This is a genomic window from Yoonia sp. 208BN28-4 (assembly GCF_037543925.1).
GTDB lineage: Bacteria > Pseudomonadota > Alphaproteobacteria > Rhodobacterales > Rhodobacteraceae > Yoonia.
Genome location: NZ_JBBIFY010000002.1, coordinates 86,228 through 103,732, shown reverse-complemented (window position 1 = coordinate 103,732; position 17,505 = coordinate 86,228). Strand labels below are relative to the sequence as shown.

Sequence of the window (17,505 nt, the reverse complement as noted above, 5' to 3'; positions counted from 1 at the left end):
GGGCGGGGCTTTGACCCGCCGCTGCCCTACGATCCGTGATAAGTCAGCGCGTTGCGGATCAGGTGCCGCAGCCGGTCCTGCACGATGTCATCCGCTTGGGCGAAGATAACGGCGCGGTTGCCTTCAATCTGCTCGTCAGTGCCGTGCACGGCGGCGTAATCGGCAATCACTGTGGTCTGGCAATGCGCGTATAGCCCACATCCGCCAGTCTTTGGCACGGCAATGCGCAGCGGTGTGCCGCCTTTGACAGTATAAGACGGCTGCCCCCATTTCAGCGTTTCGCTCAGCTCACCGATCTGTGGCATCTCGCGCGCGGTCTCGTAGATCAAATCGCGCAGGCGCAGGGCCATTGCTCGGCTATTCTCGGGCATGGCGGCGTAGGCAGCAGCTATCGTGTCATTTTCGAACGGCACGCGCATCAGGTCTCTCCCACAAGCTGTTCCACACGTGCAACGTAGGCCATAAGCGCCGCGTCGTCAGTTACCCTTTGCGACATGCGTGTCGGCACCGGCGATCCGCGCATAGCGGACAGAACCGCCGCCACACTGAAATCGGGCAGTGTAATCTGGTCACCCATCAAGAAAGGCTGTTCGCCCAGCGCATCGGCAATGACATGCAGGTGTGCATCCAGCGCGGCAAAGCGTTCATCCGGTGTCAGCCGCCCCAGTCCCTGCATAGACAAGCCCTGCATCAAATTGCGCCTTAGTTTGCCCGCAATCAACCCCCGCAGAAGGCGCGGCACATCCTCAAAGAAAGTCTCGCGTATCATCGCGAAGGTTTCGTCATCGCCCCAGCGATCCAGCACCTGATGGAAATAGAGATCCTTTTCCGCCAGCGCGATCAGCGCATGGCCCAAAGCTCTATCACGCGGGCTGGTATCCGCCCAAAAATCCGCTCCGTGATCCGAGAGGAATCGAGCGATCTGCCCGCTGTCATGGATGAGCCGGTCGCCATCGCGCAAAACCGGCAGTTTGCCGTGCGGCATCTTGCGCGGATCGTTGGAAACCTCGCGGGTCCACGCAAATCCGGCGTGGTTCATCAACCAAATGGCCTTGATCGAAAACGGACTGGCGCTGATTTCGCCAAAGGCGGGCGGGAATGTGATGAGGTGGTACACTGATGCTACTCCTTGCGCTGTTGGTGTAGCATTGCAGGTAATACTGACATTTTTTGGCAGGAGTTGTGCTATAGGGTTTTCCCATGTCACGCACCACACGCCTGTTCCAACTGATGCAATCCTTGCGCAGCCATCGCCCGCCAGTCACAGCGGCCACATTGGCCGAGGATACCGGCGTGTCGCTGCGCACGCTCTACCGCGATATTGATGCGCTACGCGGTCTGGGCGCGGTGATCGACGGGACAGCAGGCTATGGCTACGTGTTGACCGAAGACCCTGCCCTGCCGCCGATGATGTTCACCGATGACGAGATCGAAGCGCTGGTGCTGGGATTACGCGATGTGCAGGCGATTGCCGATCCGGCCTTGGCCAATGCCGCCGGATCTGCGCTGACCAAATTGCACGCCCGCCTGCCCGCTGCACAGGCGCACCGCCTCAAACACGCGGTTCTGACGGCCCGCCGCTTTATCAAACCGCCGCAGCCTGCGATCGACGTCGCGGCCCTGCGGCAGGCCACTTGGGACGAGCGCACTGTTCATTTGCTTTATACCGATGGCGAGGGAAACGAGACAGAGCGTATGGTTGACCCGCTTGGCATCGTCTATCTGCAAAATGCGCTGTGTCTTGTGGCGTGGTGTCATCTGCGCCAGGACAGCCGCACATTTCGCATCGACAGGATGCGCGCGCTGACCCTTACCGATGGCAGTTTCAGGCCACACCGCATCGCAATGCTACGTGATGCGATTGCCAAGATCAGAGGCCAGAAGCAAAGCGATTAAAGCTTGGCGTCAAACTCGGCCAGCACCTGTTCGTAAACTGCGCGCTTGAACGGGACGATATTGGCCACTAATTCGTCCTTTGGCATCCATTTCCACTCGGAAAATTCGGGGTGTTCGGTCGCGATGTTGATATCGTCGGCCTGTCCGTGGAACCGGAACAGGAACCACTTCTGCTCTTGCCCGCGATACTTGCCCTTCCAGATACGCGGCACCAGTTCGTGGGGCAGATCATAGGCAATCAGCCCAGCGGTTTCGGCCTCGACCGAGATCAGGTTTTCGGTCACGCCGGTTTCTTCCCACAGTTCGCGGATCGCGGCCTGCCGTGTCGTCTCTCCGGGGTCGACGCCCCCTTGCGGCATCTGCCAAGCGTCCTGATCGCGGTCGCGGCGCTGACCAACAAAGATATGGCCACGCGTATTGGCCAGCATGATGCCAACGCAAGGACGGTAGGGTAGCTGCGCAATTTCGTCGGGAGTCATAAAGGTGCCTTGGTGTGTCATAAGCCTGTGCCTTTCGTTTGGCCCAGAACATGGCGCAAGGTCCAGACGTTATGCGATAACAAGTCTGGTATTGAGCCGGATTTTTGCGGCAATCCATGCCAGATGATCGCGCCGGAACGCCACGCAGCCTGCTGTCGGGTATCCCGATCTGCGCCATTGGTGGATAAAGATCGCCGACCCGCGCCCTTTGACCGGATAAGGCCAATTCCAGTCCGTGATGATCACAAGATCATACATTGGATCCGCACGGCGCAGGGTTTCGTGGCTGTGGAGACAGGGCCTGCGCACCATCAGGTTATAGTCTTCATGCGCTGGATCATCCGACCACAAATCGCCGTTACGAATGGGCACGGCCCAATCGGCAGGCTTTGCCATCCGGTCAGGTCGGTACAGCATTCCGACGATCCGGTGCGTACCACGCGGCGTCGCACCATCGCCTTCGGCCTTGCGCGACGTGATCCCGCCGCGCCCGACCGTATGCGGAAATTTGCGGCCCATGAACCGGACACAGGTTGGCGTGACCACCAGATCGGTTTGCTTCATCGCGCGGTCCCGCGCCAGAATTTTTCGCCGGTCAAAGGTCGTGGCCCGACTTTGCGGCCTTGGTCGCAAGGTAAGCGTGGTTATGCGGATTCTCACCCACACGCAGCGGCACACGCTCTTCAACGCTGATCCCGCAACTTTCCAGTTTAGCCACTTTCGCGGGGTTGTTGGACAAAAGCCGGACCCGCCCAAAGCCCATCTGCGTCAGGATCTCTGCGCCGATCCGGAAATCGCGTTCATCATCTTCAAATCCAAGCCTGTGGTTCGCCTCGACCGTATCGAACCCCTGATCCTGTAACGAATAGGCGCGCATCTTGTTGGCCAGACCAATGCCGCGCCCCTCTTGGTTAAGGTATAGCAGGATGCCCTGCCCCGCTTCGCCCATCTGCGCCATCGCCCCGCGCAGCTGTGGCCCGCAATCACATTTCAATGACCCCAGCAGATCGCCCGTAAAGCAGGCGGAATGAAGCCGTGTCAGCACAGCCGCGTCGCGCGACGGGCGCCCGATTTCAACCGCGTAGTGCTCTTCGGCACCATCTTCCGGGCGGAAAATATGCAAGCGGCCTGCCTGCGACACCTCTAACGGTAGGCGTGCCGCGACCACTTCGTGCATCGGTGATAGTGCCGTGGCCTGTGCTGCCTCTGCAGGAACCACTGTCAGGTTTTCGGCCTGCGCGAGGCTATCATCGGGCAGCGGCACCACAATCGCAGCAGGCAATAGCCGTGCGGATTTCATCAATGCAATCGCAGCTCTGTGTGCGGCGACATCACCACCGCGCGCAGATTGCAACGGGCCCTTCATCGGGTTTTGCAGGTCGCCTGCCGGATCAGCGATTGCATGCACCCAGCCAAGTGACGCGTTCTGGGGAATGACGATACGGGCCAAATCACCATCGTAGGCGCGGGCCTTCAGGATTTCAGCGCGCCGTCCGGTTACGGCCAGCACCGCACCTTGCCCCGTCGCCATCACGGCGTTCAGACGATCATGATCGACGGTCTCCGCCGCCATCACAAGCACGGGTGCCGCACCTATCACGATGATCGGCACACCCATCCGCAGATCCGCGCGGGCGCGCGCCAGACGTTCTGTAATATCGGGGCCAAAACCCATGCGACAGGCCTTCTATTTGTTTCATCCCTTAGCCGTTTGGACGCAAAAGTGAAACATTACACGGTGATATCACACGAGCGTGTGAAATGCGCACCCCTTATCTTGTTCAAATCGTGTCTTGGCCACATTTCTATAAACAACAACTCAAAGGAGTTTTCGCAATGGCACAACTAAAGAAGATTTTGCTGGTAGACGATGATGACGACCTGCGCGAAGCGTTGGGCGAGCAGTTGATCATGACAGAAGATTTTGATGTCTTCGAGGCCGATGATGGTGCCAGCGCCATGACCAAGGCCAAAGAGGCGCTTTATGATCTGATGATTCTGGATGTTGGTTTGCCTGACACTGATGGCCGCGAACTGTGCCGTTTGATGCGTAAACAGGGTGTGAAATGCCCAATCGTCATGCTGACAGCACAAGACAGCGACGCCGACACAATTTACGGCCTTGATGCTGGGGCCAATGATTATGTCTCCAAGCCGTTCAAGTTCCCCGTCCTGCTGGCGCGTATTCGCAGTCAGTTGCGCACGCATGAACAGTCCGAAGACGCTGTTTTCCAGCTTGGGCCATACACATTCAAGCCTGCGCAAAAGATGCTGGTGACCGAAGACGACAAAAAGGTGCGTCTGACCGAGAAGGAAACCAATATCCTCAAGTTCCTTTATCGCGCGACCGAAGGCGTGGTGGCCCGTGACGTGCTGCTGCACGAGGTGTGGGGCTACAATGCGGGTGTGACAACACACACGCTTGAAACGCACATCTACCGGCTACGTCAAAAGATCGAACCCGACCCCTCGAACGCCCGTTTGCTGGTGACGGAATCAGGCGGCTACCGCTTGGTCGCATAATTCTTTGCAGGCGCGGGAACTTTCGTCCCGATTACCGCGTTTGCAAGACAGACCCCACGGTGGCGGGGCTATTGGCCATCATCCTCCCTGTTGGACTTGTCCGGGCCTTTGTGCCCGGACTTTTTTTGCGCACAGACCAGCGACTGGTCACAGCAGCAAGTCCTGCTATGTCTGGGTATAACGCACATCAATAAAGGAGCGCTGATCCATGAAGACCGCAAAAGACTATCTGGACGAGGCAAACGCCGTGATTGCCCGCATGTCCGCCGAGGATGCGATTGCCGCATACAATGCCGGCGGCGGCACATTCATCGACGTGCGTGACAGCGCGGCAATCGCGGAATCCGGCACAATTAAAAGCGCCCACCGCGTCCCGCGTGGCATGATCGAATTCCGCGCCGATCCTGCGGTCGAGGCGCTTTTCGACCCGACGTTCAAAGACAAAAATGCCGCATATTACCTGATCTGCGGCGCTGGCGGTCAGGCCGCCCTGACGGGCAAAACCATGCACGAGATGGGCTTTACCAACGTCACCAACATCGGCGGTTTCCCCGACTGGAAAGAAGCTGGCGGCCCAACCGAGAGCTAAACGCCCTTAAGACAAAACAAACTGATCGCGCTGATAGCCTTGCAGGTAAAGCAGCGCGGTCAGATCATTGTGGTTGATCCGCACATCGCACTGCTCTTGCACGCTTGGCTTGGCATGAAGTGCCACACCAGTGCCCGCACGCCCCAGCATCCCCAGATCATTGGCCCCGTCGCCCACGGCCAGCACGGCATCCTCGGGCAGACCCTTTGCCGCGCAAATCTCTTCCAGCGCCTGCACTTTGGCCGCTTGCCCCAGAATGGGCCGCGCCGCCTGACCTGTGAGTTTGCCATCCGCAGAAAGCAGCGTGTTGGCACGGTTTTCGTCAAAGCCAAGTTGCGCTGCCACCTGCGACGTAAAAGCCGTAAAGCCACCCGAAACCAACGCGGCATAAGCCCCGTTTGCTTTCATCGTCTGGACGAGCGTCCGCCCTCCCGGCATCAGCGTAATCCGGTTGGCCAGAACGTCGTCAATCACGCTGGTCGGCAATCCCGCAAGCAGACCAACGCGTTCATCCAGCGCCGCCTCAAAATCAAGTTCGCCATTCATCGCCCGCGCGGTGATATCGGCCACACGCGGGCCGACGCCCGCTTCGGCTGCCAGCTCGTCGATACATTCCTGCTGGATCATGGTGCTGTCCATGTCCGCCAGCAGCACCTGTTTCCGACGCCCCTCCGCGGGCTGGATCACCAAATCAATAAATTGCGCCTGCAGGTCTGCCCAAACCGCCCACTGGTTGTCGGGTCGGTCCGGTACATCAAACGTCGCGGCCTCATCTGTACCAAGCCAAAGCGCATCTCCCCCGCCCCATGCATTGCGCAGCGCCTCAACCAAAGCACGGTCAAGTGGTCGCCCGATCAACGTAACATTCAGCATGCGTGGCCCTTTGCATCATTTTGCCAAAAATACTCAAATCCGGACCTGTCACCGCAACGCCGGAGTTTCCGATCTGCGTCAAACATGTCGCAAAAATCGGCTCAAGCGGCGGTCTAGCTCCAAAATTGCGGTTGTGGAACCCCGCCTCGCGCTCTAACTCAGGCGCTGGGACACCCTTCCCCAACGAAGGGCGCATATCTGAGAGGATACCAGTGATGGTAAAGACCACCGACGCGGGCCAAGCGCCTGCAAAACCAACTGTGCGGCCACAAAACCCACGGTTTTCGTCCGGCCCCTGTGCCAAACCCCCCGTTTTTGATCTGACCGATCTGTCCGATGCGCCGCTGGGCCGGTCGCACCGTGCCGCTGTCGGCAAGGCCAAGCTGGCCGAGGCGATTGACCGCACGCGCGCTATTCTGGGCGTGCCCGATGATTACCGCATCGGCATTGTCCCTGCCTCCGACACCGGCGCATATGAAATGGCCATGTGGTCACTTCTGGGCGAACGCCCCGCCGAGATGGTCGCTTGGGAAAGCTTTGGTGCCGGCTGGGTCACCGATGTGGTCAAGCAGCTGAAAATCGAGGCGCAGGTTCACACGGCTAACTACGGCAAGATCGTCGATATGGCTGCGCTGAACTACGACCACGATGTCTGCTTTACGTGGAACGGCACCACTTCCGGTGTGCGTATGCCGCATGGCGACATGATCCCCGCAGACCGTGCGGGCCTGACGCTGTGCGACGCGACATCTGCGGCCTTTGCGCAGGATTTGCCATGGGATAAGCTCGATGTGACGACATTCTCATGGCAAAAGGTCATGGGCGGTGAAGCGGCACACGGTATGCTGATCCTGTCACCCCGCGCTGTTGCCCGCCTCGAAAGCTACACGCCCGCATGGCCCCTGCCAAAGATCTTCCGCCTAACCAAAGGCGGCAAACTGATCGAGGGGATTTTCCGCGGCGAGACAATCAACACGCCATCCATGCTCGCGGTTGAGGATTATCTCAACGCACTGAAGTGGGCCGAGGCAATCGGCGGCCTGACCGCTCTGCAAGACCGCGCAGACGCCAACGCACAGGCCATCTTCGACTTCTGCGATGAAAACGACTGGATTGCCAATCTGGCCGATGATCCGGCGACGCGTTCCAACACCTCTGTCTGCCTGAAGTTTACCGATGACCGGATCACGGACGGGGCCGCTTTCGCCAAGGCCGTGGCCAAACGGCTTGCGGATGCGGATGTCGCGCTTGATATCGGCGCATATCGCGACGCACCCGCTGGCTTGCGTATCTGGTGTGGCGCCACTGTCGAAACCGATGACATCACAGCCATGCTGCCGTGGCTGTCATGGGCTTTCCACGCCGAAATCACAGCGCAGTAATCGCTTTTTCCCAAATACTCATGCCGCGCCCGCAGCACGCCCTGCCGCGCGTTAAGGATACCAAAATGCCTAAAGTACTCATCTCCGACAAACTCTCTGACGCTGCCGTGCAAATCTTCAAGGATCGCGGCATCGATGTTGATTTCCAGCCCGACCTTGGCAAAGACAAGGACCTGCTGCTGGCCGCTATCCCGCATTACGATGGTCTGGCAATCCGCTCTGCCACCAAGGCGACCGAGAAAATCATCAACGCCGCAACAAACCTCAAGGTCATTGGCCGCGCCGGTATCGGGACAGACAACATCGACAAGGATGCCGCCTCCAAGGCCGGTATCATCGTTATGAACACGCCTTTCGGCAACATGATCACAACGGCTGAGCACGCCATCGCAATGATGTTCGCCGTCGCCCGCCAAATTCCCGAGGCGTCCGCGTCAACGCACGCGGGCAAGTGGGAAAAGTCCAAGTTCATGGGCGTCGAGCTGACCGGTAAAACCCTCGGCGTGATCGGTGCAGGCAACATCGGCGGTATCGTCTGCGATCGCGCCCGCGCGCTCAAGATGAAGGTCATGGCCTACGACCCTTATCTGGGCGAGGAAAAAGCCGAAAAGATGGGCGTGAAGAAAGTCGAGCTGGACGAGCTTTTTGCGAATGCCGATTTCATCACGCTGCACGTCCCCTACACCGAGCAGACCGCCAATATCCTGTCGGCCGAAAACATCGCGAAACTGAAAAAAGGCGTGCGGATCGTGAACTGCGCGCGCGGCGGTTTGGTCGACGAAGCAGCCTTGGCCGAAGCGCTGAAATCCGGCCACGTGGCAGGTGCCGCCTTTGACGTGTTCCAGACAGAGCCCGCAACGGACAGCCCGCTGTTCAACCTGCCCAATGTCGTCGTGACCCCGCACCTTGGCGCGGCCACAACCGAGGCACAGGAAAACGTGGCCTTGCAAGTGGCCGAACAGATGTCGGACTACCTGCTGACCGGTGCCGTCTCGAACGCGCTTAACATGCCGTCTGTGACAGCCGAAGAGGCAAAGGTTATGGGCCCATGGATCAAACTGTCGGGTCACCTTGGCAACTTCATCGGACAAATGACGGACGAGCCGATCACAGCGATCAACATCCTGTTCGATGGATCGGTGTCTGATATGAACCTTGAGGCGCTGACTGCTGCGACCATCGCGGGCATCATGAAAAAGGCAAACCCTGACACCAACATGGTCAGCGCGCCCGTGATCGCAAAAGAACGCGGCATCAAGGTGTCGACGACCAAGCAGGACCGCTCTGGCACGTTTGAGGGGTATATCAAGGTGACCGTGGTCACGTCCAAGCGCGAACGCTCGGTTGCGGGTACGGTCTTTAGCGATGGCAAGCCGCGCTTTATCCAGATCAAAGGCATCAACATCGATGCCGAGGTCGGTGCCCATATGCTTTACACCACGAACGAAGACGTGCCGGGCATCATCGGCGCATTGGGCCAGACCATGGGTGCCAACGGCGTGAACATCGCGAACTTCACGCTCGGACGCTCTGCCGCGCAGGGCGAGGCAATTGCGCTGCTTTACGTTGATGAGCCTGTCCCTGCCACCGCCATCACCGCCTTGCAGGACACCGGTCTCTTTTCGCAGGTCAAGCCGCTGTCGTTTGATACCTGAACATAATTGCCCTATCCGCCACGGGATGGCGGGTGGGGCGCATTGCCCGCTCGCGGGCAACAGCGACAGACGACAGGACGCACCATGATCTATGCGATCGGCGATATCCACGGCCAGAAAGACATGCTGGATCAAGCTCTGGCGCGGATCACCGCAGACGGCGGACCAGACGCCGAGGTCGTATTTCTGGGCGACTACACAGACCGAGGACCACAATCCCGCGCCGTCGTCGACACGCTCATCTCCGGACAGGCCGAGGGGCGCAACTGGCATTTCATCAAAGGCAACCACGATCGGTTTTTCACCACATACGTGCGCACAGGGCGCGGCCATGATCCACGCGTCGCTTCCGGCATCCACTGGCTGAATCCGCGCCTGGGTGGCACAAACACGCTGGCCTCTTACGGACTGCTGCGCGACACCCATTTTGCGCCACACACACGTGGCGAGCTGGAAGAGTTCATCCACTCCGGCGACGGTACCACCCGGATGGATGCCAGCGCTTACCATGCCGCAGCACAAGCTGCCGTGCCGCAAGCACATCTCGATTTCCTGGATAGCCTCCCGCTCACCCACCTTACCGATGATCTGCTTTTCGTGCATGCCGGACTGAAACCGCAAGTCGATCTGGCCTTGCAAGACCCCGAAGACCTGCTGTGGATACGCGACGGATTTCTGGACAGCACACATGATTTCGGGCGTCTGGTTGTCCACGGCCACACCGCGCTCGATTATCCGCAGCATTTCGGCAACCGGATCGATCTGGACGGTGGTGCAGGCTATGACAGACCGCTGATCCCTGCGGTCTTTGAAGGCCGCAATTGCTGGCTGTTAACCGACCAAGGTCGTGTGCCTTTGCAACCGTGATCGCCCTTTCCTCTGGTCCGCCGGTCCTCTACTAGTCGGCACATGCCTCGTATTTTCGACAGTCCAAGCGCCTTTTTTGATCACGGCTTTGACACTGTCATCGACGTGCGCTCCCCGGCGGAGTTCGCCGAAGATCATGTACCCGGTGCCATCAACCTGCCCGCCTTGTCGAACGAGGAACGCGCAGAGGTCGGAACGATGTACACGCAAGTGTCACCGTTTTTGGCACGCAAACTTGGCGCGTCGCTTGTTCTGCGTAATGTGGCCGACCACATCGCAGGGCCGCTGAAAGACTATGACGGAAGCTGGCAGCCGTTGGTGTATTGCTGGCGTGGTGGGCAGCGATCAGGCGTTTTCACCACAATCCTGAAGGAAATCGGCTGGCGTGCCGATACCGTCAAAGGCGGCTACCAAAGCTATCGCAAACTGGTGCAAACCTATCTTTATGACGGCAGCCTGCCGCATAATCTGATCCTGCTCGACGGCTATACCGGCACTGCTAAAACAGCGCTTTTGCCACGATTGGCGGCGCGTGGCGTGCAGACCATAGATCTTGAAGGGCTGGCAGGCCATCGCGGTTCTTTGCTTGGGGCAATGCCCGGTGGGCAACCAGCGCAACGCGGCTTTGAAACGGCTCTCGTCCAGCGCCTTTTGGCGCTTGATCCCGACAAGCCTACCATCGTCGAGGCCGAAAGCAGCAAGATCGGCCAGATCAATCTGCCCCCTGCCCTTTGGGCCCGCATGGTGGCGGCACCCCGTATTGATCTGACAGCCCCCCTTTCCGCGCGCGTAACCTATATCGCTGACGACTATGCCGATATCCTGCGCGATCCTGCGACAGTGCGTGATCGTCTGTCACCGTTGCGGCGGATTCGCGGTCATAAGACGGTGGATCACTGGCAAACCCTTCAGGACGCACGGGATTTCACAGGTCTGGCAGCCGCACTGATGCGCGATCACTACGACAAATCCTACGCCAAGTCGCGGCGGTTGAATGACCGCGCCATTCTCGGGTCGGTGCATGCCGACACTCTGAACGATAGCGGATTGAATATGGCTGCAGACGCCATTGCAAAATTGGTCAGGAATGCACTGTAACCTGTGCCGGACCGTCCTTGAATGATCCGATCATGGCCGCCGGATAACCCGCCTGCCGCAAGTCAGCCAACACGGCATCCGCCTTAGCCGCAGGAACTGCCGCCAGAAGGCCACCAGCGGTTTGCGGATCAAACAGCAGTTCGGCCACAGCACCCGCAGCCCCATGCACAGGCCCCGCACCTGCGCGATTGTCGGGGTACAGCGACGATCTCACGCCTGCTTGCGCTAGATCAACCGCCCCCTGCATCATCGGGATGTCATTCAAATTGATATCCGCCCCCACGCCAGAGGCTTCACAGATGCCGTTCAGATGTCCGGCAAGGCCAAAGCCCGTCACGTCCGTCATCGCATGCGCACCAGCCAGACAGCGTGATGCCGCCGCTTGTCCTAGCACCATCAGATCAAGACATGCCGCCACGTCTGCGCCCTTGGCTTTCGTCTGCATCTCGGCTGCCATTATGACCCCTGATCCCAATGGTTTGGTCAGGATGATCGTATCGCCAGCCTGTGCGCCTGACAGCGTGATGGGTGCGCGTTCGGCCAGCCCCGTCACGGTGAAGCCAAGCGTCAGTTCATCGCCAACCGACGTGTGCCCGCCAACGATTGCGGCGCCCGCTTCGGTCATCACATCGGACGCCGCGGCCATGATCTCGGTCAATGTGCGTTCTTGTAGCTGCGCTGACAGACGCGGCAGAATGATGTTGATCGTCGCGGCTTGTGGCGCGGCTCCCATGGCCCAGATATCGCCCAAGGCATGTACCGCCGCGATCCGTGTCATGAGCACCGGATCGTCTGTCAGTTTGCGCAAATGGTCGGTTGTCATGACCTGCACCGCGCCGCCGGTTTTCAAAATGGCAGCATCGTCGCCCGGAACGCTTTGTATGTCCGCACGCGTGGACTTCGGCATCCGGGACAGGACTGTCGATAGCGCACCGCGCCCGACCTTGGCGCCGCATCCGCCGCACATTGGTTTATCGCCCAAAGCTTCGGTCACACCGTCCGCGATCGTCAGCGGCAGGTCGGGCATCGGCATCTGCGGGTATGCCGTAAACTGGTTCATAAACTTGCGATCAATGTGGTTTTTTAACCGCCACAACATCCGGCCCTGCCATGCACGGCCAAACTTTTCGGCCAGTGCGACCTGCCCCCCTTGCGACACAAGCTTGAGGTAATCGCGTTGAGGAACGTAGTCGCGCAACGCCCCACCCGACAAAACTGCGCGTAGATTATCAAACAATACGGGGGCTTCGCGCACCGCATAGACCCCAGCTTTGGGTCGTGGATTGTACGTCAGATGCGCGCAATCACCGACCGCAAAAATTGAAGGATCGCTGGATTGAAGCGCCTTGTTTACTGCAACAAACCCGTCATGCGTCTCTACCCCGATTGTAGCCAGCCAGTCGTGCGGCTTTGCGCCAGCGGCGCCGGTGGTGAAGTCTGACGCAATTTCCGTGCCATCGGCCAGTCGGACAGACGTTGCTGTCACCTCGACCACATCGGCGTTCTCGATCAGGGTGACGCCTTGCTGGTCCAGCGCGGACCGCATCTTGGCCTGCGCTTGCGGACCAAGGTCTTTTAGAATTGTTCCACGATCGACTAGCTGCACCAGCGCGTTCGCAACGCCTTTTTCACGCAAGGCATACGCCATCGCCATCGCAAGCTCTGCCCCCGCAACGCCACCGCCGATAATGGCAACGCGCGGCTGATCCGCCTGCGCGCGAAACGTGTTCCACCGGCTGGCAAAGGGACCAAGCGGTTTGGCGGGGATACCATGGTCGGCAAAACCGCGCAGCGCAGGCATCGCGCTGGTAATCCCCACGTCAATTGCGGTCACATCATAGGCCAGATCAGGCCGCCCCGGCACGGAGATGAGTTTGCGGACAGGATCAATCGCAGTGACAGCGCCAAGCACCAGACGAGCACCTGCAAACCGCGCAAGCTGCACCAAGTCGATATCCAACTCATCGCGGGTGTAGTGCCCCGCCACGAAACCGGGCAGCATCCCTGAATAAGGCGCCGTCGGCCCCGGATTGATAAGCGTAAGGCGCACGCCTGCCAAAGGCTTCATCGCCCACTGTCGCAGGACAAGCGCGTGGGTATGGCCGCCGCCAATCAGGACAAGGTCGCGGGTCAGGGGAAGTGATGTATTCATGCAAAACGATCTAGCGCGACGTGGCTTAAGGGACCAGCCAGTTCGTCACCCAGTCACCGTCGTGTGAAGGCGCGCGGTGGGCTGCGGCCCGTTGATGCGGCGTGTGAAGCGACACGGCATCGATGGTTTCCACAGTGCACCGCATGACCGCGAATTGCGCGTGTTGAGCGAGCTTTTCATAGCTTGTCGCAGCCTCAATCACCGTACCTGGCGCTGGCGTCACACCATAGCTGGCCCGCGAATGCTGCGGCACGTCGTCCCAGCGCGATTTTGTTGTTTCGCCGGTCAATATCTCGACTTTGGCCTGAAGTCTGATCTGTAGCTTTAGGTCAGCATCCCAAAGAAGGACCGCTGCCTGCGGATTGGCCCGCAGGCTGGCGATCTTGTCAGACTGAATGTCGGTATAAATCTCAATGACACCCGTATCGCGGTTCGCATGACGCAGCACGACAGTGCGGTTTTCAGGCATGCCATTTGGACCCACCGTTGCAAATGCAACCTGATCCGCGTTCTGGCCACCTGTTTCCAGCCGGTCCCATACCTTTTCGAACAATGCGTCTAATGACGACAGCCAGTCATTCATATCCCGTCATCTCCAGATAGCCAATTCCGTCATGTGATCCCGTGACTGTCACCGGCCCCTCCCAATATGGCACCGACACGTCCATCCACGCATCCGGGTTGATCGCCGTCACGGTGACATCAACTTCCCGATCAGGCAACGTGACCTGCCAAGACACCGGCACATCGCGTCCGGCGGTGGCGTGGACCGCAAGCGGAGATGCAGCAAAGGCGCCAGTTGGATAGGCTTCGGTGGTGCCATCGGGGTTGATCCAAGTGGCGGCGGTGTAAAACGTATCGTCGGTCTGGCGCAGGACGAAACCCATCAGCTTTGCGCCATCCGCGAAGGACAACGAAAACCAGTCCCATCCGCTTTGATTGTCTGACAAGGGCTGCGATGACCATTCGCGGTCAAGCCACGCGTTCCCCGTGACCTGCGCATCACCGTCAGGCAGTGACAGCATGCCCGTCACTTCGTAAAACGGTTGGGAATAGTAATACGACGCCTGCCCACTTGCCGATTTGACCGAAAACCCGTCATCGCCATGAAAAACGAGCGGCCCGGTGGCATCCAGCTGCATGTCATAGGCAAAATCCGGGCCTGATGCTGTCATATTCAAATCGTCAAACGTGCCAACTAACTGCCAATCGTCAATCCACGCCTCGAACGGCGACGCGGTGACGCCTGCCTGCCCGATCCCACCGCGCGCAAGACGCTCCGACACATAATGGTTGTCAGGTGTGGTGACCGCTGCATGCCCCATCCAAAGCTGGGGGGCAGACCAACCCATGCCTGCCTCTGGCGCGAGGGCCGAGCGGAAAAGTGTCCATTGCAAACCATAGGGCGTGCCGTCAGCCGCGCGCAGGTTTGCCGTCAGATACCACCACTCGATTCGGAAATCAGGATGCGGACCGTGATCGCGCGGAAAGTCGAATTCATAGCCTGCCTCCGGCACAGCAAAGTCATCCGCGGCGGTCCCAAGCCCGGCAAACCCCTGCGCGAAGGCGGTGACGGGAAAGCACAGCGCCGCAATGATAAGTCTAACGTTCATTGGAAAACACCTTGAGCAAAACAGCGGGCGGTGTGCGGGACAGCCTGATCGCGGGAATGACCGCCGCCAAGGCGGCGGCGATCAGCGCAAACATCCCTAAACGCGCGTAATCTGCGGGGAAGAAATACATTGGCAACTCCCATCCGAAAGCCGCCACGTTGACGATCGCAAGCAGCACCCACGCCAATCCCAGACCAAGTGGCAAGGCGACCACGGCTGTGAGTGACGCCAGCAAAACGGCGCGGACCAATTCAAGCGTTGCCAGATGGCGGCGTGTCATGCCCGTAGCCCAAGCAGGTGCCAGCTGCGGCAAACGCATCGTCGCCAATGTCAGCAAGCTCATCAGAATTGCGAAACCAGCCACTGACAGCGTCAGGATGTTCAGCGCCGTGGTGACGGTAAACGTGCGGTCGAACACATCAAGCGAATAGGCTTTGATCCCCGCCTGATTGATCATATTGGCGTCAGGCAGGCCCAAGTCACGTGCCAGATCATCGCGCAGATCACCGACTTCATCAGACGGCATGCGCAAGCCAAAGCGGAGGGCGGCAGCATCAGGGAAAAGCCGCGTGAATGGCTGTTCATTAATGAGCGCCTGCCCGATGGGATTGCCATAATCGCCATAAATGCCCGCAACTTCAAATGATTGCCCCGCGATACTCACCTGATCACCTAACGACACCGCTCCACGTCGGGCAAGTTGTTCGTTAATCAGGATCGCCTCTCCACGCGCGACCTTCTTCCATGGCATTTCTTGAATGGCCACAAATGTCCAGTTGTCGCTGTAGGTCGGATGATCGCGCGCGCCAAATACGTCAGTTGGCACGCCCGACACCGTGACCTGCGCTGACTGGATCGGCAAAATCGCATCGACGCGCGGTGTCACGTAGTCCACCAGTGCCTCTGCCGCTGCGGTATCGTCGGTATAGACATAAAGCTCTGACGCGAGGCGCTGATCAAGGAAACCGACAAACGTCAGACGGAAGCTTGAGACCATCGTGGACACGCCAACATTTGCAGACATGGCCAGCAAAAGCGCCATTAAGGCAAGGGACAGCCCGTTCAACTGTTGTCGGGTATCGGCCCAAAACCATTTTGTGATCATGCCTTTGGACGCATTTTCGCCGAACGTCAGGACTTGGCTAAGGATCACGGGCAAAGCGAGCGCAGCGCCGATCAGCAACGCTGCAAGAAGGGCAAATCCCGCGACAAGCCCCGTCGCCGTGAACGCCAAGATTGCCGAAAGGCCAAGCAATATTGCCGCTATGGCCGCCTGCCACCATGCCCTGCGCCCTGCGGCCATTGCAAGCGCACGCGGCTGTCCCTGTGCCAGAAGCGGCAAACGCGCCAATTGCCACAAAGCGCTACCACCCGCCAGCATCGTGCCGCCCACGGCAATCGCCAGACCAGACAGCCACCATGATGCACGCAACTGCAACGCGCCAGAAACATCGGCACCGTAAAGCCCGCGCAAGGTGGCTGCCACGTCGGGTAAGAGCAATCCGGCGACAAGATACCCGATCGCCACACCGATCACGCCCGCGACGATGGCGAGCAGCAGCAATTCAAACACGATCAAAAAGATAAGTGTTCGCAACGGCATGCCCAATGATCTTAGCGTGCGTACAACGGATCGTCGTTGCTCGAACGCGAGGCCAATCGCACCGTTGACGATGAAGATGCCCACAGCAAACGACAGGAAACCAAAGGCGGTCAGGTTGAGGTGAAAGCTGTCCGTCAGCTTGCTGACATCGGTGCCGTTTTCAGCCGTGCGCACCACAAGATCAGACGAAACCTGCGCAAGCGTCGGGCGTCCGACCGGTTGATCGGGATGCACGATGACGAACGAAACCTGTCCCACCTGATCTAAAAGTCGCTGCGCGATGCCGATATCGGTGTAGGCCACATTTGGCGCTACATCACCAACCTGCACTTTTTCTACATTCTGAAGATCGCCAATGGCATCAAGCGTTGTCTGATTTGCAAAAATCTGACCCGCGCCGCTCAGGAACGTTGCAAGGTCAGCGCTTTCATCCACAGTCACAGGCCCGACGCCTGCGGGGGCTGTCAGGGGGTCAATTCCGATCAGGCGCACGCCATTCAGCCGGCCTTCCACAACGGGGCTGACGAGCCAACCAGCGCGGCGCAAGTCAACGTAATCGGCCTGAGACATAGCGGCGCCGCCACGCAGGGTGATGCGGTCAAAGGTCCCCTCGCCTAGTGTCGCGGCAGCGGCGTCATAACTGGCGCGCGCTTCCGCGTTCACGGCTTGCACGCCCGACCATAAGGCTGTGGCCAAGGCCAGACCTGCCATCAACGTGAACAGCTGGAGCGGATTGCGCCACCAGTGCGACAGGAGCGCAGTCATGCCGGCCTTG

Annotated in this window: 17 protein-coding genes; 7 read left to right on the top strand and 10 right to left on the bottom strand. The window is 59.2% G+C overall.

The window, feature by feature from the left end; all coding sequences use genetic code 11:
* Nucleotides 1–26 precede the first annotated feature (26 nt).
* The gene (locus V8J84_RS06550) at nucleotides 27–419 is read right to left on the bottom strand and encodes a DUF1801 domain-containing protein (protein WP_339929297.1); all 393 of its coding nucleotides are present in this window, start codon (nucleotides 417–419) and stop codon (nucleotides 27–29) included.
* Nucleotides 419–1,117 (bottom strand): glutathione S-transferase family protein, encoded by a 699-nt coding sequence (locus V8J84_RS06545; RefSeq protein WP_339929295.1) that lies wholly within the window; start codon nucleotides 1,115–1,117, stop codon nucleotides 419–421. The genes V8J84_RS06550 and V8J84_RS06545 overlap by 1 nt, the downstream gene beginning before the upstream one ends.
* Nucleotides 1,118–1,200: 83 nt before the next feature.
* Between V8J84_RS06545 and V8J84_RS06540 the strand changes: the two genes are divergently transcribed.
* Nucleotides 1,201–1,896, top strand: coding sequence for a helix-turn-helix transcriptional regulator (locus V8J84_RS06540; RefSeq protein ID WP_339929293.1), 696 nt, complete (start codon nucleotides 1,201–1,203; stop codon nucleotides 1,894–1,896).
* On the opposite strand, the gene V8J84_RS06535 is transcribed toward V8J84_RS06540, so the two are convergent.
* The 3 genes from V8J84_RS06535 to ribA form a co-directional block, all read right to left on the bottom strand.
* Nucleotides 1,893–2,375, bottom strand: coding sequence for an RNA pyrophosphohydrolase (locus V8J84_RS06535; RefSeq protein ID WP_339930685.1), 483 nt, complete (start codon nucleotides 2,373–2,375; stop codon nucleotides 1,893–1,895). The genes V8J84_RS06540 and V8J84_RS06535 overlap by 4 nt on opposite strands.
* Before the next feature lie 69 nt (nucleotides 2,376–2,444).
* A complete protein-coding gene (locus tag V8J84_RS06530; protein ID WP_339929291.1) occupies nucleotides 2,445–2,939 on the bottom strand; it encodes a L,D-transpeptidase family protein in 495 nt (164 codons plus the stop codon).
* 31 nt (nucleotides 2,940–2,970) lie between these two features.
* Complete coding sequence (gene ribA, locus V8J84_RS06525; RefSeq protein ID WP_339929289.1) at nucleotides 2,971–4,050, bottom strand: GTP cyclohydrolase II; 1,080 nt, start codon at nucleotides 4,048–4,050, stop codon at nucleotides 2,971–2,973.
* Nucleotides 4,051–4,211: 161 nt separating this feature from the next.
* Between ribA and V8J84_RS06520 the strand changes: the two genes are divergently transcribed.
* Nucleotides 4,212–4,898 (top strand): response regulator transcription factor, encoded by a 687-nt coding sequence (locus V8J84_RS06520; protein ID WP_339929287.1) that lies wholly within the window; start codon nucleotides 4,212–4,214, stop codon nucleotides 4,896–4,898.
* A 208-nt stretch (nucleotides 4,899–5,106) separates the two neighbouring features.
* On the top strand, nucleotides 5,107–5,487 hold the full coding sequence (locus tag V8J84_RS06515; RefSeq protein ID WP_339929285.1) for a rhodanese-like domain-containing protein: 381 nt from the start codon (nucleotides 5,107–5,109) through the stop codon (nucleotides 5,485–5,487).
* Nucleotides 5,488–5,493: 6 nt separating this feature from the next.
* Here the strand turns inward: V8J84_RS06515 and serB are convergent, their stop codons facing one another.
* Nucleotides 5,494–6,360 carry a phosphoserine phosphatase SerB gene (gene serB / locus V8J84_RS06510; protein WP_339929283.1) on the bottom strand — a complete coding sequence of 289 codons (867 nt, stop codon included), beginning with the start codon at nucleotides 6,358–6,360 and terminating at the stop codon, nucleotides 5,494–5,496.
* Between the two features lie 215 nt (nucleotides 6,361–6,575).
* Between serB and V8J84_RS06505 the strand changes: the two genes are divergently transcribed.
* The 4 genes from V8J84_RS06505 (at nucleotide 6,576) to mnmH (ending at nucleotide 11,362) form a co-directional block, all read left to right on the top strand.
* Nucleotides 6,576–7,742, top strand: coding sequence for a phosphoserine transaminase (locus tag V8J84_RS06505; protein ID WP_339929281.1), 1,167 nt, complete (start codon nucleotides 6,576–6,578; stop codon nucleotides 7,740–7,742).
* A 65-nt stretch (nucleotides 7,743–7,807) separates the two neighbouring features.
* A complete protein-coding gene (serA, locus tag V8J84_RS06500) occupies nucleotides 7,808–9,397 on the top strand; it encodes a phosphoglycerate dehydrogenase (RefSeq protein ID WP_339929279.1) in 1,590 nt (529 codons plus the stop codon).
* 84 nt (nucleotides 9,398–9,481) lie between these two features.
* Nucleotides 9,482–10,264, top strand: a complete 783-nt coding sequence (locus tag V8J84_RS06495; RefSeq protein ID WP_339929277.1) for a metallophosphoesterase family protein — start codon at nucleotides 9,482–9,484, stop codon at nucleotides 10,262–10,264.
* 42 nt (nucleotides 10,265–10,306) lie between these two features.
* Nucleotides 10,307–11,362, top strand: coding sequence for a tRNA 2-selenouridine(34) synthase MnmH (gene mnmH / locus V8J84_RS06490; RefSeq protein ID WP_339929275.1), 1,056 nt, complete (start codon nucleotides 10,307–10,309; stop codon nucleotides 11,360–11,362).
* On the opposite strand, the gene selD is transcribed toward mnmH, so the two are convergent.
* From selD to V8J84_RS06470, 4 genes are read right to left on the bottom strand one after another with little or no spacing between them, the layout of a single operon-like run.
* Nucleotides 11,346–13,514: a selenide, water dikinase SelD gene (gene selD / locus V8J84_RS06485; RefSeq protein ID WP_339929273.1), complete on the bottom strand. Its 2,169-nt coding sequence runs from the start codon at nucleotides 13,512–13,514 to the stop codon at nucleotides 11,346–11,348. The genes mnmH and selD overlap by 17 nt on opposite strands.
* Before the next feature lie 25 nt (nucleotides 13,515–13,539).
* Complete coding sequence (locus V8J84_RS06480; RefSeq protein ID WP_339929271.1) at nucleotides 13,540–14,097, bottom strand: pyridoxamine 5'-phosphate oxidase family protein; 558 nt, start codon at nucleotides 14,095–14,097, stop codon at nucleotides 13,540–13,542.
* A complete protein-coding gene (locus V8J84_RS06475) occupies nucleotides 14,090–15,127 on the bottom strand; it encodes a lipocalin-like domain-containing protein (protein ID WP_339929269.1) in 1,038 nt (345 codons plus the stop codon). Before V8J84_RS06475 ends, V8J84_RS06480 begins: the two co-directional genes overlap by 8 nt.
* The gene (locus V8J84_RS06470; protein ID WP_339929267.1) at nucleotides 15,117–17,495 is read right to left on the bottom strand and encodes an ABC transporter permease; all 2,379 of its coding nucleotides are present in this window, start codon (nucleotides 17,493–17,495) and stop codon (nucleotides 15,117–15,119) included. The genes V8J84_RS06475 and V8J84_RS06470 overlap by 11 nt, the downstream gene beginning before the upstream one ends.
* Nucleotides 17,496–17,505 lie beyond the last annotated feature (10 nt).

Excerpts from the sequence above, each read along its gene's own strand:
- V8J84_RS06535 (WP_339930685.1), bottom strand. The coding sequence starts at position 2,375 with ATGACTCCCGACGAAATTGCGCAGCTACCCTACCGTCCTTGCGTTGGC.
- selD (WP_339929273.1), bottom strand. The coding sequence starts at position 13,514 with ATGAATACATCACTTCCCCTGACCCGCGACCTTGTCCTGATTGGCGGC.
- V8J84_RS06540 (WP_339929293.1), top strand. The coding sequence starts at position 1,201 with ATGTCACGCACCACACGCCTGTTCCAACTGATGCAATCCTTGCGCAGC.
- mnmH (WP_339929275.1), top strand. The coding sequence starts at position 10,307 with ATGCCTCGTATTTTCGACAGTCCAAGCGCCTTTTTTGATCACGGCTTT.
- V8J84_RS06530 (WP_339929291.1), bottom strand. The coding sequence starts at position 2,939 with ATGAAGCAAACCGATCTGGTGGTCACGCCAACCTGTGTCCGGTTCATG.
- V8J84_RS06470 (WP_339929267.1), bottom strand. The coding sequence starts at position 17,495 with ATGACTGCGCTCCTGTCGCACTGGTGGCGCAATCCGCTCCAGCTGTTC.
- serB (WP_339929283.1), bottom strand. The coding sequence starts at position 6,360 with ATGCTGAATGTTACGTTGATCGGGCGACCACTTGACCGTGCTTTGGTT.
- V8J84_RS06480 (WP_339929271.1), bottom strand. The coding sequence starts at position 14,097 with ATGAATGACTGGCTGTCGTCATTAGACGCATTGTTCGAAAAGGTATGG.
- V8J84_RS06515 (WP_339929285.1), top strand. The coding sequence starts at position 5,107 with ATGAAGACCGCAAAAGACTATCTGGACGAGGCAAACGCCGTGATTGCC.
- V8J84_RS06550 (WP_339929297.1), bottom strand. The coding sequence starts at position 419 with ATGCGCGTGCCGTTCGAAAATGACACGATAGCTGCTGCCTACGCCGCC.
- V8J84_RS06495 (WP_339929277.1), top strand. The coding sequence starts at position 9,482 with ATGATCTATGCGATCGGCGATATCCACGGCCAGAAAGACATGCTGGAT.
- V8J84_RS06475 (WP_339929269.1), bottom strand. The coding sequence starts at position 15,127 with ATGAACGTTAGACTTATCATTGCGGCGCTGTGCTTTCCCGTCACCGCC.
- V8J84_RS06520 (WP_339929287.1), top strand. The coding sequence starts at position 4,212 with ATGGCACAACTAAAGAAGATTTTGCTGGTAGACGATGATGACGACCTG.
- serA (WP_339929279.1), top strand. The coding sequence starts at position 7,808 with ATGCCTAAAGTACTCATCTCCGACAAACTCTCTGACGCTGCCGTGCAA.
- V8J84_RS06505 (WP_339929281.1), top strand. The coding sequence starts at position 6,576 with ATGGTAAAGACCACCGACGCGGGCCAAGCGCCTGCAAAACCAACTGTG.
- ribA (WP_339929289.1), bottom strand. The coding sequence starts at position 4,050 with ATGGGTTTTGGCCCCGATATTACAGAACGTCTGGCGCGCGCCCGCGCG.